This window comes from Lichenicola sp. GTC18331 (assembly GCF_055386855.1).
Window position 1 is genome coordinate 3563494 of record NZ_AP045015.1, and the last position, 15595, is coordinate 3579088.

At 68.1% G+C, this 15595-nt stretch carries 11 protein-coding genes; 9 read left to right on the forward strand and 2 right to left on the reverse strand.

Features of this window, described 5'->3' with window-relative positions:
- Positions 1–28 precede the first annotated feature (28 nt).
- Positions 29–3115 carry an alpha-1,4-glucan--maltose-1-phosphate maltosyltransferase gene (locus ACZ5BM_RS16315; protein WP_498909189.1) on the reverse strand — a complete coding sequence of 1029 codons (3087 nt, stop codon included), beginning with the start codon at positions 3113–3115 and terminating at the stop codon, positions 29–31.
- A 218-nt stretch (positions 3116–3333) separates the two neighbouring features.
- Positions 3334–4077, reverse strand: coding sequence for a response regulator (locus ACZ5BM_RS16320; protein ID WP_498909190.1), 744 nt, complete (start codon positions 4075–4077; stop codon positions 3334–3336).
- 158 nt (positions 4078–4235) lie between these two features.
- Between ACZ5BM_RS16320 and ACZ5BM_RS16325 the strand changes: the two genes are divergently transcribed.
- The 9 genes from ACZ5BM_RS16325 (at position 4236) to ACZ5BM_RS16365 (ending at position 15547) form a co-directional block, all read left to right on the forward strand.
- Positions 4236–4706 carry a sigma-70 family RNA polymerase sigma factor gene (locus tag ACZ5BM_RS16325; RefSeq protein ID WP_498909191.1) on the forward strand — a complete coding sequence of 157 codons (471 nt, stop codon included), beginning with the start codon at positions 4236–4238 and terminating at the stop codon, positions 4704–4706.
- Positions 4707–5074: 368 nt separating this feature from the next.
- Positions 5075–5659 carry a sigma-70 family RNA polymerase sigma factor gene (locus tag ACZ5BM_RS16330; RefSeq protein ID WP_498909192.1) on the forward strand — a complete coding sequence of 195 codons (585 nt, stop codon included), beginning with the start codon at positions 5075–5077 and terminating at the stop codon, positions 5657–5659.
- Between the two features lie 132 nt (positions 5660–5791).
- The gene (locus ACZ5BM_RS16335) at positions 5792–5977 is read left to right on the forward strand and encodes a hypothetical protein (RefSeq protein WP_498909194.1); all 186 of its coding nucleotides are present in this window, start codon (positions 5792–5794) and stop codon (positions 5975–5977) included.
- Between the two features lies 1 nt (position 5978).
- Positions 5979–7733, forward strand: coding sequence for a sensor histidine kinase (locus ACZ5BM_RS16340; RefSeq protein ID WP_498909196.1), 1755 nt, complete (start codon positions 5979–5981; stop codon positions 7731–7733).
- 39 nt (positions 7734–7772) lie between these two features.
- A complete protein-coding gene (gene cydD, locus ACZ5BM_RS16345; protein ID WP_498909197.1) occupies positions 7773–9554 on the forward strand; it encodes an ABC transporter ATP-binding protein/permease in 1782 nt (593 codons plus the stop codon).
- Complete coding sequence (gene cydC, locus ACZ5BM_RS16350) at positions 9551–11230, forward strand: amino acid ABC transporter ATP-binding/permease protein (RefSeq protein WP_498909198.1); 1680 nt, start codon at positions 9551–9553, stop codon at positions 11228–11230. The genes cydD and cydC overlap by 4 nt, the downstream gene beginning before the upstream one ends.
- Positions 11231–11365: 135 nt before the next feature.
- Positions 11366–11791, forward strand: a complete 426-nt coding sequence (locus tag ACZ5BM_RS16355) for an OmpA family protein (RefSeq protein WP_498909199.1) — start codon at positions 11366–11368, stop codon at positions 11789–11791.
- Between the two features lie 29 nt (positions 11792–11820).
- Positions 11821–13686, forward strand: a complete 1866-nt coding sequence (recQ, locus tag ACZ5BM_RS16360; protein ID WP_498909200.1) for a RecQ family ATP-dependent DNA helicase — start codon at positions 11821–11823, stop codon at positions 13684–13686.
- Between the two features lie 142 nt (positions 13687–13828).
- Entirely contained in the window at positions 13829–15547 is a 1719-nt protein-coding gene (locus tag ACZ5BM_RS16365) for a methyl-accepting chemotaxis protein (RefSeq protein ID WP_498909201.1), read from the forward strand.
- Positions 15548–15595: the final 48 nt, after the last annotated feature.

Here is a 15595-nt window from a genome sequence, read left to right on the forward strand (position 1 = left end):
TGGTAGAGGAGAGAAGAAAGGATCTGGATCAGCGCGCCGGGGTGGCGCGCCAGATCCGGTATGGACTCTGCGGCGACAAGGTCAATGTCTGGGTGCGGCCGGAGAGAACGAAGCTCTCGTCGCTGACCAGATCGTCGATCCGGAGCGACGCCTGATCCGGCAGTCCCCACTTCCACAGCGGCAGGTCGACGACGGCCGTCTGCTCGTGGAACGGATCCATGCTGATCGCCACCAGCAGAACGTCGCTGCGATCCCGCGTCGCTTTCTCGAAGAACAGAACGGCGTCGTTCTGCGCCGCCAGAAACGAGATGCCGCGATGCGACCGCAACGCGGGGCTGGTGTTGCGGATCGCGTTCAGGCGGGTGATCTCGCCGACGATGTTGCCCTGCCGGTTCCAGTGCCAGTGACGGATCTGGAATTTCTCGCTGTCGAGATACTCCTCCTTGCCCGCCGCCAGACGCGTCCCTTCACACAATTCGAACCCGTTATACACGCCCCACAGACCGCTCAGGGTCGCAGCGGCCGCCGCGCGGATCAGGAACGAGGCCCGGTCGCCGTTCTGCAGGAAGAACGGATTGATGTCGGGCGTATTGACGAAGAAATGCGGCCGGAAGAAGTCCTTCGGCGCCTCTTCCGTCAGCTGCGTCAGATATTCCGTCAGTTCCGCCTTGCTGTTGCGCCAGGTGAAGTAGGTGTAGCTCTGGCCGAAACCGACCTTGGCCAGACGGTTCATCACCTTTGGACGCGTGAACGCCTCGGCCAGGAAGACGGCATCCGGATAACGCGCGCGCACCTCTGCGATCATCCATTGCCAGAACGGGAACGGCTTGGTGTGCGGGTTGTCCACCCGGAACAGACGGATGCCCTGCTCGCACCAGAACAGCACCACGTTCGCCAGCGCGAGCCACAAGCCAGGCACACTGCCTTCGGCGTAGAAATCGACGTTGACGATGTCCTGGTATTTCTTCGGCGGATTCTCCGCATAGCGAATGCTGCCGTCCGGCCGCCACTCGAACCAGTCCTTGTGGTCGCGCAACCAGGGATGGTCCGGCGAGCACTGGATCGCGAAGTCCAGTGCCAGTTCCAGCCCATGGGCTTCCGCAGCCTCGCGCAGATGCAGGAATTCCTGCAACGTGCCCAACTCCGGATGAATTGCGTCGTGCCCGCCGGCTTCGGTGCCAACCGCGTAAGGGCTACCGACATCGTGCGGTTCCGGCGTCAGCGTGTTGTTCGGTCCCTTGCGGTTCGTTTTTCCGATCGGATGGATCGGCGGGAAATACAGAACATCGAACCCCATCGCCTTCACGCGCGGCAGGTGCTTCTCCACATCCGCGAACGTCCCGTGCCGGCCGGCATCGTCCCCCATGGAACGCGGAAACACCTCGTACCAGCTTGCGAAACCCGCACCGGTGCGTTCCGCATCCACCGGGATCTCGGCGCTGTAGACCCCGTGTGGCCGGTTGTCCGCAGCCTGCATCAGCGCAAGCGTTTCCGTCGACATCAGCGTCTCACGCACCGTATCGACGTCGGCGCCCTCGATCGCGCTCAGCACCGGTTCCAACGCTACGTTGCCGCGTGCCGCCGCCTTGCGCACGAGTTCCGTGCCTTCGCGCAACTCGAGCGCGATCGGCACGCCCGCCTTGTGCTTGGCGCCCAGCTCGTGCCGGAACGTCGCCCAGGCATCGCGCCAGGCCTGCACCCGGTAGCGATGCAGACCGCGCATCTCGAGCGGAAAAGACGCGGTCCAGCGATCGTTCGCCACCAGACGCATCCGCGTCTCGTGCCAGTCCACGTCGCCCGGCCCTTGCCATTGCAGCGCGGCGCTCAGCATGTCGTGACCGTCGCCGATGACGTCGATCTCCACATCGACGATCTCACCTGCGGTCCGCTTCACCGGGAACGCACCGCCATCCACGGCCGGAGAAGGATCCTCCAGCGCCAGACGCGCCCAGGCGCCGGCACGGGTCGCGGAGTCGGGATCGATCGGCAGCGGCGTCCCGCCCGCGGCGCGCGTGGCGCTGAAGGCCAGCATGGTGCCGGCAGGCAAGGACACGATCCGGCCGGGCACGAGCTTGCTGTGCTGCGGCGCGTCTTGGCCTTCGACCGCCACCGCCGCGAAGGGCGAGAACGCGCCGCCCACCGAAGGCAGCACGGATGCCGGATCGAACGAGGCCGCGTGGGTGGACAGATTGGCCAGAAGCAGCGTCGCCGTGTCGGCGAAACGCGCATCGGCGTCCGAGCGCAGCACCGCCAGGACGTCGCTGCCCGGCGCGGACAGCACGCGCGCCACCGGCTGCACGTCGAACTGACGCGACACCGAGGCCACATGTTCCGCCGTCGCGACGGCTGCCGCATCACCCGCGGGCACGATAATGCCGATCCCACGCGCTGCCGCGACGCTCACACCGGACGCAGCCACCTGCGCCGGACCGCGATCGAACGGTGCCAGAATCGTCGCCACGCGGGACAGGGTGGCCAGTTCCTGAGCCAGCCATGCGGCCCGGCCGTTCCACCAGGGCAGGGAGCACTGCACGCCATCCAGGCCGAGATCGGCCAGCCCCGCGATCTCGTCCCAGTTCAGACCGTTCGTTTCGACGATCAGCACCGCGTCGGGTGCCGCCTGCCGGAGCGCGGAGAGCAACGCATGAATCTGGCCGGACGGCACCGCACCCAGCCCGCCGATCCGGGCGCCAACAAAGCCCCGGCGGCATAAGCCGGCAATCACCCTGCCCCAATAGGCGCCCAGCGCCACGGGGGCGCCGATGCCGTCGAACGCCGCTTCGGAAACGGTTTCGGAGAAGCCATGACGCGGATCGCGCGCACGGGACAGGTCGGGCGCAGGATACAGATCCGGCCGCTCCCGTGCGGCCAGGCCGTCGGCGAGAACCTTGTCGATGGCGAGATCGGCCAGAACGGCGCCGATCGCGCCGGCGAACCGCGCGGCGATGTCTGGGGAGACGTCGGCGATCAGCGCCGCGTCGAACGTCCCGGCCTGGACCGAGGCAAGGGCCGACAGAACGGCGTCGACGTCGCCGGACAGAATGCGCCGCGGCGCGATGCCGCGGGTGGGAGAAGCAAACCGATCAACCTGCTCGCGCGGTTCGATCCCATCCATCTGCCGACCCCCGATAGTGTCTGTTCCGCAAAACACGGCCGACGGTTGTCGGCCGGCTCATGCCCGCGACGAAACGGCCGCGGCGCACGCCACGATCGATTCCGTCGGCGCCGGTCCGCCCGTCCGCTCAGGGATCGTGACGGGCGGGGGCTTCGGTTGAACCGAACGTGAGGCCGAGGGGCGGGGTTCCCCTCGGAAGCACCGGGTTGGGTGGATCGCTAGCGCAGATCCACGCCGCCGCTGACCGCCTGATAGGTGGCGATCGCCAGCGTCAGCGGCTCGAACGGTTTGGTGATCACGAAGGCGGGCTCCACCGCCTCGCCCGTCAGCAGCCGCTCGGGATAGGCCGTCACGAAGATCACCGGTGCGTAGTGGTGCTTCAGGATGCGGCTCACCGCCGAGGTGCCGTCGCCGCCCAGGCCGAGATTGATGTCGGCCAGGATCAGCCCCGGCTTGGTCGCTTGCGCCAGACGCACCGCGTCGGCCTCGGTGGAGGCCACGCCGACCACTTTGTGGCCGCAGCCTTCCACCAGCTCCTCGATGTCCATCGCGATGATCGGCTCGTCCTCGATGATGAGAACGTCGGTCGCCGCGGACGCGCGCAGACGCTCGCGGGCATCGCCCAGCTGGCTCTGCGCATCGGCCAGAGGCAGCGACACGATCCCCGCCGCATCCTCGATCGTGACCTCCTCCAGCGCCGTCAGCAGCAGAAGCTGACGCTGCTTGTTGGACAGGCCGCCGACCAGGGAGGGCAGGGTGGAGATGCCCGCATCGAAACGACGCGTCACCCAGTGATACAGGCCGTAGCGCGGCATCATGGTGTTGTCGGTCGCCGCCAGCATCTCGCGCAGGCTTTCCGCCACCAGCAGATCGCCGCGTGGTTGGCTTCCGGTGAGGGCACGCGCATAACGACGTGCATAAGGAAGGGCGCGGAGTAGGTCGTCGCGCCGCGTGCTGGCCATCAGGCGTCTCTCTCTGGATAGGAACGGGATATTCGTTGGACGATCCGGCTAACGCGAAAACCCCCGGCGCGCGAATCCCGAACGCGGCGGATGGCGGAACACCCGCTCCCGACGGTCGCCGGACCGGGCAGGGAGCGGGTGGAGAACTGCGTCGGCAGATGACGGCGCTGTTGCCAGATCTGCGCGCTTTCGCACGCTTCCTGACCCGCGACGCCACCGCCGCCGATGATCTGGTGCAGGACACGGTAGTGCGCGCGCTGGCCGGGCTCGAATCCTTTCAGCCCGGCACCAACCTGAAAGCCTGGCTGTTCACCATCCAGCGCAACGGGTTCTACGAGCAGATCCGGCGCCGCAAGCGCGAGACCCGCATGCTGGGCGAACAAACCGCCGCCACCGAAGCGCAGGCGCCGGAAGCGCATCGCCGCAGCGACCTCAACGATCTGCAGCGCATGCTGTGGACGCTGCCGCCGCTTTTGCGCGAGGCGCTGGTGCTCGTCGGCGCGCAGGAACTGTCGCACGAGGAAGCCGCGGCGATCTGCGGCGTGCCCACCGGAACGATGAAGGCGCGGGTGTCGCGCGCCAGAAGTCAGCTCGCCCGCCACATGGGCCCCCTGCCGGAACAGGAATGAGGGCGCGGTCCCGATCTCGATCATCATCTTCCGGCCTCCCTGTTTCCGACCGTTCAAAACGCGTTGTCGTCCTGGCTGCGAACCGGCGTCGCGATCGGCAGGACGTCGTCCGTACCGGCGACGTCATGGCACCCTCGCGATGGCGCGTGCAACACGCAGGGGCGGGACGTCGGTTCCGCCGCCGCACGGTTGCGGAAGCAACGGTTCCTGTAAAGGGCAGGCCAGCCGGCGCAGCGACACAAAACGCGAATCGGGAAAGTTCGATTCTCTGCCGTTCACTCTCTTTTTCGTGATGCGGTTTGTCCCAACAGGATGCAACGCTTCGCTCCCGCCGGCCATTGCTCGGGCAGATTACGGAGTGAATGCCCATGTCCGCCACCTTCCACGACCAGGTCATCGCGATCCTCCCGAAGCTGCGCGTTCAGGCGCTGGCGCTGACCCGCAACCGGGCCGCTGCCGAGGATCTGGTTCAGGATGCCGTGTGCAACGCCCTGTCGGCGCAGAACAGCTTCATCCCGGGCACCAATTTCCCGGCCTGGATGCATCGCATCCTGCGCAACCGCTTCATCTCCAACCTCCGCAAGCGCCGCGACACCACCGATATCGATGACGTGCCGGCGTCCGCCTTCGCGACCGAGGCGCCGCACGAGGACCGTCTGGCGCTCAAGGATCTCGGCAAGGCGATGAACCGCCTTCCGGTCGATCAGCGTGAAGCGCTGGTCATGGTCGTGGTGCAGGGCATGAGCTACGAATCGCTCGCCGAAGCCACCGGCTGCGCCGTCGGCACCGCGAAGAGCCGCGTCTTCCGCGCCCGCCGCCAACTCGAGGCCTGGCTGACCGGCGAGGTGCCGGATAGCGCCGAGGGTCGCGCGATCGCCGCGCGCGCCTCTGCCCTCAGCCGTTCCATCGATGCGCGTCTCGCCGACGCCGCACGCAGCGGACGCGCCGCCTGACCATGTCGGCGCGGCTTTTCAGCACCATGGGGTAATGTTACGGGCCTTCGGCGCTTTTTAAGGGAACGGGCCCGGCGAGGGCCCGTTCCCATGTCTGCGTCGGGGTTGGCGGAACTGGAGTAGTCGGGACTTATGACGTCAGCGAACGAAGATCCGCCGAAGGGGCGTTCGCAATCCACCTCCCCCAGAAAGGGGAAAGGCGAAAACGCCTTCGACATGTGGCTGCAGCGCGGTCTGCACCAAATGTTCGACGAGGCTGCATCCGAACCCATCCCTGAAGAGTTGCTCCGGCTCATCGAAGACGATCGCGGGAGCTGACATGTCCCCTGGACGGGCCCACTCGACCGAACATCGCTGGTTGCGTCCGTTCGACACGGTCAGTGCGCGTCTCGTTCTGATCATCCTGCTCGCCGTCGTGCCGGTCGGCGTTCTCGGCGCCCTCATGGCCTATCACACCTACGTGGCGACGGTGGATGCCAGCTCCAGCCGGGCCGCCGTGGTCGCCCAAACCCTCCGGGCCCAGCTCGATCAGCGCGTCTCCGACACGCGCCATATGCTTCACGAACTGTCGCAACAGCCGCAGATGCAGCAGCCGCAGAGTTGCGATGCGCTTCTCACGCAGACGGTGAAGCTCCAGACCGCCGCCCTCCGCAACATCGTCCTGCTGGACGGCGAGCGCCACCGGATCTGCGCGTCCGCGCCGGACGTTCCCGCGCGCGCCAGGGACGAACCCGATCTCCTGCCGCTGCCGGCGGGAATTGCCGACGACCAGCAGCCGGTGCTCCGCCTTTCCGTACCCACGACGATCGACGGACAGAACGCGATCCTGTCCGCCGATCTCTCGCTCGGCTGGACCCGGGCCGAACTGTCCGATGCCGAGTTGTGGCGTCCGGCCTCTGGCGGTGGCGAAACCGATGCGTGGCTGCTTCTGCCGCACGGCCAGCCGATCCCGGTCTGCGCCGATTGCGGCTGGAGCAGCGCCGGCCATGCCAGCACCGCCGTCGACCGGGCCAAGGAAGGCCGTTCGATCCAGCACAAGGTGATCGGCGATCTCGACCTGCTCGTCGTCACCCAGCCCAATCGGGCCGAGGATCGTGCCCTGGCGCTGTTCCTGTGGCGCGTGGTCGCGATCGCAGCGCTGCTCCTGGCCGGTCTCGTCGTGGTGATGGTCGGTGCCAGCCGGTTGATCGTGGTGCCGCTGCGCACGGTCACGCGCTCCGTCGCGACCTGGCGCGAGGCCGGCGCCTATTCGCCGGTGCAGTCCCGTGCGACCCCGATCGAACTGCGTCAGCTGTCCCGCGCCTTCGCCGAAGCGACCCGGTCCGTGATCGCGCACGAGGAGCGTCTGAGAAAGGCGGAGATCAAGCAGGAACTGCTGATCAAGGAGATCCATCACCGGGTGAAGAACAACCTCCAGATCATCGCCTCCCTGCTCAACCTCCAGGCCAACCGCATCCGCCAGCCGGAAGCCCGCGCCGAATTCGCGTCCGCACGCGACCGGGTGCGCGCCCTCGCGACGCTGCATCGCCATCTCTATTCCGAAGGCGAGCTGCACACGCTCAACATGAAGTCTTTTTTAGAGGAGCTGTGCGGCCAGCTGTTCCAGGCCATCGGCGAGACCGAAGGACGGCGCATCCGCCTGGAGATCGAGGCGCCCGAAATCGTTATGTCCACGGATCAGGCGGTGCCGCTCGCCCTGGTGGTGACCGAGGCGGTCAGCAACGCGATCAAATACGCTTTTCCAGGCGGGCGCAGCGGTTTCGTGTCCGTCACCCTGGCGGAGCACGAGCCCGGGATCGCCACGTTGGTTATCCAGGATAACGGGATCGGCATCCCGGCCGGACGCGCCGAAACCGAAACGGGCATCCGTGACGGACTCGGCATCCAGCTCATCCGCGGCTTCGCCCGTCAGCTCGGCGCGACCCTCCAGGTGGTGGAAGGCGAGCCGGATCAGGATGGGCGCAGCGAAGGGACCTGTTATACCCTGACGGTGCCGCTGCAGCCGGAGGCAGAGAACGCCGATGGCGACGACGCGGCACCTGTTGCGTCCGCGAAGGCCGACGCCACCGCGTGAGACCGCCGTCGATCGTTATCTACGGGAGCCGCATTACCGATGACCCGATCCAAGGCCGCCCGGCCCGGCGCTTCCGCCCGGCCGGATCGCTCCGCGTTTCGCGCCTGGAGCAAGCAGCAGAGCCGGATCGGCCGCAAACTGGCGATGCCGTCCATCCTGCTCGGCCTCGTGGTGACCTGCCTCGCCATCGGCCAGGCCTGGTGCATCGCCGTCGTGCTCGCGCATGCCCTGGCGACCCTCGGCGCACCGGGCGAACTTCCCGGTGCCCGCATGAGCCCGGCCTGGGGGCCGCTGCTGGGTTTCGCCCTGCTGGCCCTGGTCCGCATGGCGCTTCAGGTCGCGCAGGAAACACGCGCCGCCAATGCGGCGTCTTCCGCCCGGCGCCGCCTGCGCGGCGAGGCGCTGAGCGCCATTCTCGCCAGTGGCCCCGCGCTGCTGCGCACCGGTTCGGCAGGCGTGCTCGGCTCCCTCGTGGTGGACCGGATCGAGGCGCTCGAAGGCTTCTTCGGCCGCTGGATACCGGCCGCACAGCTCGCCATCCTGTCGCCTGCGGCGGTTCTGTTCGCCGTCGCGGTGGTGCAGCCCAGCGCGGCGCTGGTTCTGCTCGTGTGCGGTTTGTTCGTCCCGTTCGCCCAGGCCGTGTTCGGCATCGGCGCCGCCGTCGCGTCGCGTCAGCAATTCGTGGCCCTCGGCCGCTTGCAGGCACGCTTTCTCGACCGCATCCGCGGCATCTCCACCATCGTGCTGGCCGGTCGCGCCGACGACGAGGCCGCTCGCCTCGGCCTCGCCGCGACGGAACTCCGCAAGCGCACCATGCGCGTGCTGCGCGTCGCCTTTCTGTCCTCCGCGGCGCTGGATTGCGCCTTTGCCGTCGCCCTGGTCGCCATCGCGCTTCTCGACGGCCGCGCCCTGCTGCACGGCGGCGCCACTCGCTCCTGGCTCGGCGAGTTGCTGCTGCCGCGCTCCCTGTTCGCATTGATCCTGGTGCCGGAATTCTTCGCTCCGCTCCGCACCTTCGCGCTCGCTTATCAGGACCGCATGCAAGCGGTCGGCGCGTCCGAATCGCTCGGCGCCCTCCCGAAGCCGCCAGAGCCGGACACCCTGCCGGCGCCCTCCGTCCGGACCGTCTCCGCACACGGCGTGGCCGTCGCGTTCGAGAATGTCAGCTTCGCCTGGGATCCCGCGCGTGGCCCCGCCGTCGATGGCGTCTCCTTCCGCATCCCGGCTCAGGAAACGGTGATCCTCGCCGGCCCCTCGGGGAGCGGAAAATCCACCCTAATCGAGCTGCTGCTCGGCTTCGTCAGCCCCGATTCCGGCCGCATCACCCTGAACGGGGCCGACATCACCACCATCGTTCCGGCAGCCCTGTCGGAGATGACCGCCTGGATCGGACAGCGTCCGCTGCTGTTCTCCGGGTCGATCCGGGACAACGTCCTGTTCGCCAAACCCGACGCCACGCCGGAGCAGCTGGATGCCGCCCTCCGCAACGCGGCGCTTGGCACCTTCGTCCAGACCCTGCCGGACGGTCTCGATACGGTGATCGGGGAGGGCGGCTACGGCCTGTCCGGCGGTCAGGCGCAGCGCGTCGCCATCGCCCGGGCCTTCCTCCGCAACGCGCCGCTGCTGCTGCTCGACGAACCCACCGCCCATCTCGATCCGGTCACCGAACTGGAGATCCTCGACAGCCTCCGCCGCCTCGCCGTCGGCAGAACCGTGCTGCTCGCCAGCCACTCCACCGCGGCGCACGCCTTTTCCGGCCGCAGGGTCGATCTCCAGAACGGCAGGCTCCTGCAGCAGACACTCGCCGGACACGTCGCATGAACAATCCCGCTTCCAGCCGCGCCGGGCAGGCCGGCTTCCGTCCGGTGCTCCGTATTCTCGGACTCTGGCGGTCGCATGCGGTGGGCCTGTCCCTCGGCGTGATCCTGTCCCTGCTCGCCTTCGTGGTCGGTCTCGGCCTGCTCGCCGCCTCCGGCTCGGCCGTGGCAGGGACGGGCGTCGGACTCATGCTGGCCTCGGCCTTCCTCCTGCGCGCCTTCGGCGTCGGCCGCGTCGTCCTGCGTTATCTGGAGCGCCTCGCGACACATGACGCCACCTTCCGCGCGCTGGCCGATCTGCGGGTGTGGTTCTTTCGTGGCGTCGCCGCACGGTCCTCCGGCGGGCTCGGCTTCCGTCGCTCCGGCGATCTGTTGTCGCGTCTCGTCGGCGACGTGGAAGCGCTGGACGGTCTGTATCTCCGCATCATGGTGCCGCTCGCCGGCGCGCTGGTCGCCGTGCCGCTGCTGTTCCTGCTGGCCGAGCGGGCGTCTCCGGCGCTCGCCGTGGTGCTGGCCGCGCTTCTGGCCCTGGCCGCATTCGGCCTGCCTTATCTGGCGGGCTGGGTAGTGAGCCGTGATTCGCGCGCCTTGTCCGGCGCATCCGCTTCCCTGCGCATCGCCGTGCTCGATCTGGTGTCCGGCCTGCGCGAGGTGCGTGCGTTCAACGCGGAGCGACGCATGCTGGACGGCGTGCAGGCGCGCGAAACCGATCTGCTCGCCCTTCAACACAGATTGGCCCTCCGCACCGCCGTCGCCGGCGCGGCCTCCTTTCTGTGCCAGCAGCTCGCGATCCTAGCCGTTCTCGCCGCCCTCACCGGTCTCGTCTTCGCGCGCGTCGATCCGATCGCCGGTACCGTGGTGCTGTTCGCGCTGCTGGCCTCGTTCGAACTGGTGGGCGGCCTGACGCGCGCCGGCGCACTGGCCGGAAACGTCGCCAATGCTGCCGAGCGCGTGCTCGATGCCGGAGCGCCGGTTCAGGGCGGCCCGGTCCCCGCCGGCACGCCCCCGGCCGGAACCGCGATCGCCTTCCGCGATGTCGGCTTCCGTTGGCTACCCGGCCGCCCGCCGGTGTTCGAACACCTCACGCTGGACATCCAGGCCGGAGCCCGCGTCGCGATCCTGGGTCCGTCCGGTTCGGGCAAGTCGAGCCTCGCCGCATTGCTGCTGCGCGTGGTGTCGCCACAGCACGGCACCATCACGCTGGGCGGGGTCGATCTTCAAGCGCTGGACGAGACGGGTCTGCGCTCGCGCATGGCCTGGCTGTCCCAGGCGACCCATCTGTTCGCCGACACCATCCGCGCCAACCTGCTACTGGGGCGTCCGGACGCCACCGATTCCGAACTCTGGGACGCGCTCGATCAGGCGATGATCGGCGAGGTCGTGCGCGCCATGCCGGACGGGCTCGATACCTGGCTCGGCGAAGGCGGTTCCGGCTTTTCCGGCGGCCAGCAACGCCGCCTGGCCCTGGCCCGCACGCTGGTGTCCACCGCGCCGATCCTGATCCTCGACGAGCCCGCCGCAGGTCTCGACGCGGAAACCGAACGCGCCTTCCTGCAAACGCTGAACGACGTCGCCGTGGGCCGCACCGTGATCCTGATCGCGCACCGCCTCACCGGCGTGGAGCGCCTCGATCGGATCTGGCGCCTCGCCGGCGGCCGCGCAGCCGCGGCAGCGGCCTGACGCGGGCCCGCGCGGCCGGCATCGGGGGCGTTCCGCGCCACACCCCGCCAAACTCTTTTGCCAGGGCGCGCCTGCGCATTGACGCACCCGTGCGTTGACGGCACCTAAGCCGGAACAACCGCAGGACTGCCCTTCATGCGCCTTTCTTTCCCGTCCGGACGCCGTCTGGCTCCCGCCCTCGCGCTCGCGACCAGCCTGGGACTGCTCGCCGGCTGCGCCGGGGACGATGCGAACGGCGATGTCGGCCGCAAATACGTCCTGTTCTTCACCAAGGGCTCCACCGACATCAGCCCGGCCGGCAGCGGCGTGCTCCGTCAGGCGGCGCTCGTGTCCAGCCATCATCCGGGCCTGGGCATCCTGGTGGCCGGCTTCGCGGCGGCGCACGGCAACATCGACGCGGATCAGGCGCTCTCCGAGAAGCGCGCGCAGATCGTCGCCGCGGCCCTCCAGGGCGACGGCGTTCCGGCCAACCGCATCGTCGAACGCGCCCGTCCGCCCTCGAACGAAGATCCGGGCGTGGCCGCACGCCGCGTCGAGGTGTCGTTCTTCCAGCAGCCCTGATCCCAGTCCCCGGACAGCCGCCTTCTTCCATGACGGATGACAGCCTGACACGGGAAAAGGCGGCTCCGGGCGACTCCGGAACCTCGGCGCCGAACACGCCGGAAGCGGTTCTCGCGCGCGTGTTCGGCTTTCCCGCCTTTCGCGGGCTGCAAAAACGCGCCGTCGATCGCGTCATGGCGGGCGGCGACGCGCTGGTGCTCATGCCCACCGGCGGCGGCAAGAGCCTGTGCTATCAGATCCCGGCCCTGTGTCGCCCCGGTACCGGGCTGGTGGTCTCCCCCTTGATCGCACTCATGGACGATCAGGTGGCGGCACTGCGTCAGGTCGGCGTCAATGCCGGCGCGCTCCACTCCGAGCTCGACCCGGACGAAGCATCGCGGATCAACGCCGATCTTAACGCCGGCCGCCTCGATCTGCTCTATGTCTCTCCCGAGCGGCTGCTCTCCGGCGCCATGCTCGACCGTCTCTCGCGCATCGAATTGTCGGTGATCGCCATCGACGAGGCGCATTGCGTGTCCGCCTGGGGACACGAATTCCGCCCCGAGTACCGCCTGCTGGCCCAGCTCCCCGAGCGCCTGCCGGGCGTGCCGCGCATCGCGCTCACCGCCACGGCCGATCCGCGCACCCGCGCCGACATCATCGACGCGCTGGCGATCCCCGACGCCGAATTGCTGCTCGCCTCGTTCCACCGCCCCAACCTGCATATCGCCGCGCGCCCGAAGGGCTCCGAGCTGAACCAACTTCTGGAAATGCTCAAGCGCCACCAGGGCGAGGCCTCGATCGTGTATTGCGGCTCGCGCGCCAAGACCGAACGCATCGCCAAGAGCCTGCGCGATCGCGACTGGCCGGCGATCGCCTTCCATGCCGGCCTGTCGCCGCTGGAGAAGCGTGCCGCCCTGCTGCGCTTCCGCTCCGGCGAGCCGGTGGTGATCGTCGCCACCATCGCCTTCGGCATGGGCATCGACCGCCCCGACGTGCGCTCGGTGGTGCATCTCGACATGCCGGACAGCCCCGAAGGCTATTACCAGCAGATCGGCCGCGCCGGACGCGACGGAGAGCGGTCCGACACGCTGCTGCTGTTCGGCGGCGAGGACATGGCCCGCGCGCGCCACTGGCTCGAGCAGAGCAATGCGCCCGACGCGCAGAAGCGGGTGATGAGCCAGCGGCTCGAATCCATGATCGTGCTGGCGGAAACCGTCGGCTGCCGCACGCGCGCCTTGCTGCAATGTTTCGGCGAAACGCTGGAAAGCGATTGCGGCCATTGCGACAATTGCCGCTTCCCGGTCGCCACCTTCGACGGCACCGTCGCGGCGCAGAAGGTGCTGTCGGCGATCTATCGCACCGGCCAGATGTTCGGCGCGCTGCACATCGTGTCCGTGCTGCGCGGCAAGCAGACCGACGCGGTCAAGCGGCACAATCACGATCAGCTGAAGCTCTACGGCATCGGCCGCGAGAAATCCGACAATTTCTGGCGCAGCGTGATCCGTCAGCTCGTCGCGCGCGGCGCGCTTCGTATTCATGGCGAATACAGCAGCCTCGCCTTGCAGGAAGACGTCGCGCGCCCGATCCTGCGGGGTGAAGCCGCGGTGATGCTGGCCGAGGATGCCACGGCGGCTTTGTCCGATGCCGCGGCGCCGGGATCGCGCGGGCCGTCCGCGCCGCATCGCGCGCTGGACAACGAGGCGGAGGCCCGCTTCCAGGCCCTGCGCGCATGGCGACTGACAGAGGCGCGCGATCAGGCCGTGCCGCCATACCTCATCTTCGGCGACGCCACGCTGCGCGACATCGCGGCGGATCATCCCGACACGCTGACCGAACTCGCCGAGATCAAGGGTGTCGGCGCATCCAAGCTCGATCGCTACGGCGATGCGGTGCTGCAGGTTCTGCGACAGTAGCCCGAACGCGCCGTCGAGGCCGGGCGGACCCGCCGCTCACGCCGTCGTGAACCGGCGTCGTCGCAAGAGGACCGGGACATTTACCGGCGTTTAAGCGCCGCTTGGCAAAAAGGCCATCCTGTTATCAACGGATGGACCACCCATGAACGACATCACGTCTGCGGGCCGACCGCGACATCGCCTGACGGTCGGACGCAAGCTTGCCGCCGGAATGCTGGTTCTGACCGTGCTGACCTGCTTTCTCGGCATCTTCGCGATCGAACGTCTCCGGTCGATCAATACGGCCATGCAGACCGTGAGCGAGGACAGGCTGCCCGGCATGGGTCAGGCGAGCCTCCTGTCATACACGATCCAGGAAGCGCGCCGGAACGAGTACCGGCTGGGCCTCAGCACCGGCAAGGATCCGCTGGAGGTCGCGGCGGCGTCGGCGAAGATCGGCAAGATGATGGACGAGGCGCGCAAGGCGCGCACCGCCAGCGAACCGTACATCGACGACGGGGAGGAGCGTCAGCATTACACCGACGATTTCGATCGCTATTTCGGTCCGTATCAGGAAAGCATCCAGCAACTCGTCAACGATGCTCAGGACGGCAAGGTCGATGCCGTCAGGAAGCGTTTGGCCGACGAGCGCAACGCCCTTTATGAGCCGATGCTCGCCTTCTTCAAATGGGACATCAACTACAACAGGCGTACGGGCGCGCAGACGGCGGCGGTGGCGCTGACCGATTACCGGCATGCGCTCGTGATGATCCTGGTGGTCCTGGTGGCCGTGCTGGCGCTGAGCGTCGGCCTTTCGATTTACCTGACCCGTCATGTGGGCGGGGCGACGGCCCAACTGGCAGAGGCCATGCGCAGGCTGGCCGGCGGCAACAAGACGATCGATATTCCGGGCGTCGGCCGGCGGGACGAAGTCGGCGAAATGGCTGACGCGGTTCACGTGTTCAAGGACAACATGATCCGCGCGGACGAGCTGGCCGCCGCCGATCGCGAAAGCCGGGTCGCCAGACAGAAGCGTTCCGAAGAGCTGGAAAATCTGGTCGGGGATTTCGAGACCAAGGCCGCGAAGATGGTCGACATCCTCGCCTCCGCCTCCACCGAGATGGAAGCGACCGCACGGGAAATGTCCGGAACGCTCGTCACGACCGGCGAGCAGGCGACCATCGTCGCCGATGCGGCGCGCAATGCCGATCACGGCGTTCAGAACGCAGCCTCGGCGGCGGAACAACTGTCCGGCTCCATCCGGGAGATCACTAGACAGGTTTCCAACACGGCGCAGCAGGCCAGCAAGGTCGCAGACGACGCCAAGCGCACCGACGAGGTCGTGGCGCGCCTCGCCGACGCCTCGACCCGTGTCGGCCAGATCGTCGACCTGATCTCGTCCATAGCGGCACAGACCAACCTTCTGGCGCTGAACGCGACCATCGAGGCGGCGCGTGCGGGCGAGGCCGGCAAGGGTTTCGCCGTGGTGGCGTCGGAAGTGAAATCGCTGGCGCAGCAGACGGCCAAAGCCACGGAAGGCGTGGGCGAACAGGTCGCGCAGATCCGTCAGGCGACGGATGCGGCTGTGACCGCCCTGGCGTCCATCGTATCCGGCATCGACGATATCAGCCGGGCGACGGTGACGGTAGCGGCAGCGGTGGAAGAGCAGGGCGCGGCCACGGGCGAGATCGCCCGCAATGTCCAGCAGACCGCCGGAAGCACCCGCACGGTGAGCGACAACATCGTCGAGGTCAGTCGTCTGGCTCAGGACAACGGTGCCGCCGCAGCGCAGGTGATGGCGTCGGCCGGCGAGTTGTCGCAGCAGGCGGAAACGCTGAACCGCGAGGTCACCCACTTCCTCAGGCTGGTGAAGAACGGCTGAGCTCGGATCGGCGGCGCCGCATGTTGCACGCGCGATGCGCGTTTGCGA

What these genes read in the sequence shown, in the direction of transcription:
- ACZ5BM_RS16315 (WP_498909189.1), bottom strand. Translation starts at nt 3,115, where the DNA reads ATGGATGGGATCGAACCGCGCGAGCAGGTTGATCGGTTTGCTTCTCCC.
- ACZ5BM_RS16320 (WP_498909190.1), bottom strand. Translation starts at nt 4,077, where the DNA reads ATGGCCAGCACGCGGCGCGACGACCTACTCCGCGCCCTTCCTTATGCA.
- ACZ5BM_RS16325 (WP_498909191.1), top strand. Translation starts at nt 4,236, where the DNA reads ATGACGGCGCTGTTGCCAGATCTGCGCGCTTTCGCACGCTTCCTGACC.
- ACZ5BM_RS16330 (WP_498909192.1), top strand. Translation starts at nt 5,075, where the DNA reads ATGTCCGCCACCTTCCACGACCAGGTCATCGCGATCCTCCCGAAGCTG.
- ACZ5BM_RS16335 (WP_498909194.1), top strand. Translation starts at nt 5,792, where the DNA reads ATGACGTCAGCGAACGAAGATCCGCCGAAGGGGCGTTCGCAATCCACC.
- ACZ5BM_RS16340 (WP_498909196.1), top strand. Translation starts at nt 5,979, where the DNA reads ATGTCCCCTGGACGGGCCCACTCGACCGAACATCGCTGGTTGCGTCCG.
- cydD (WP_498909197.1), top strand. Translation starts at nt 7,773, where the DNA reads ATGACCCGATCCAAGGCCGCCCGGCCCGGCGCTTCCGCCCGGCCGGAT.
- cydC (WP_498909198.1), top strand. Translation starts at nt 9,551, where the DNA reads ATGAACAATCCCGCTTCCAGCCGCGCCGGGCAGGCCGGCTTCCGTCCG.
- ACZ5BM_RS16355 (WP_498909199.1), top strand. Translation starts at nt 11,366, where the DNA reads ATGCGCCTTTCTTTCCCGTCCGGACGCCGTCTGGCTCCCGCCCTCGCG.
- recQ (WP_498909200.1), top strand. Translation starts at nt 11,821, where the DNA reads ATGACGGATGACAGCCTGACACGGGAAAAGGCGGCTCCGGGCGACTCC.
- ACZ5BM_RS16365 (WP_498909201.1), top strand. Translation starts at nt 13,829, where the DNA reads ATGAACGACATCACGTCTGCGGGCCGACCGCGACATCGCCTGACGGTC.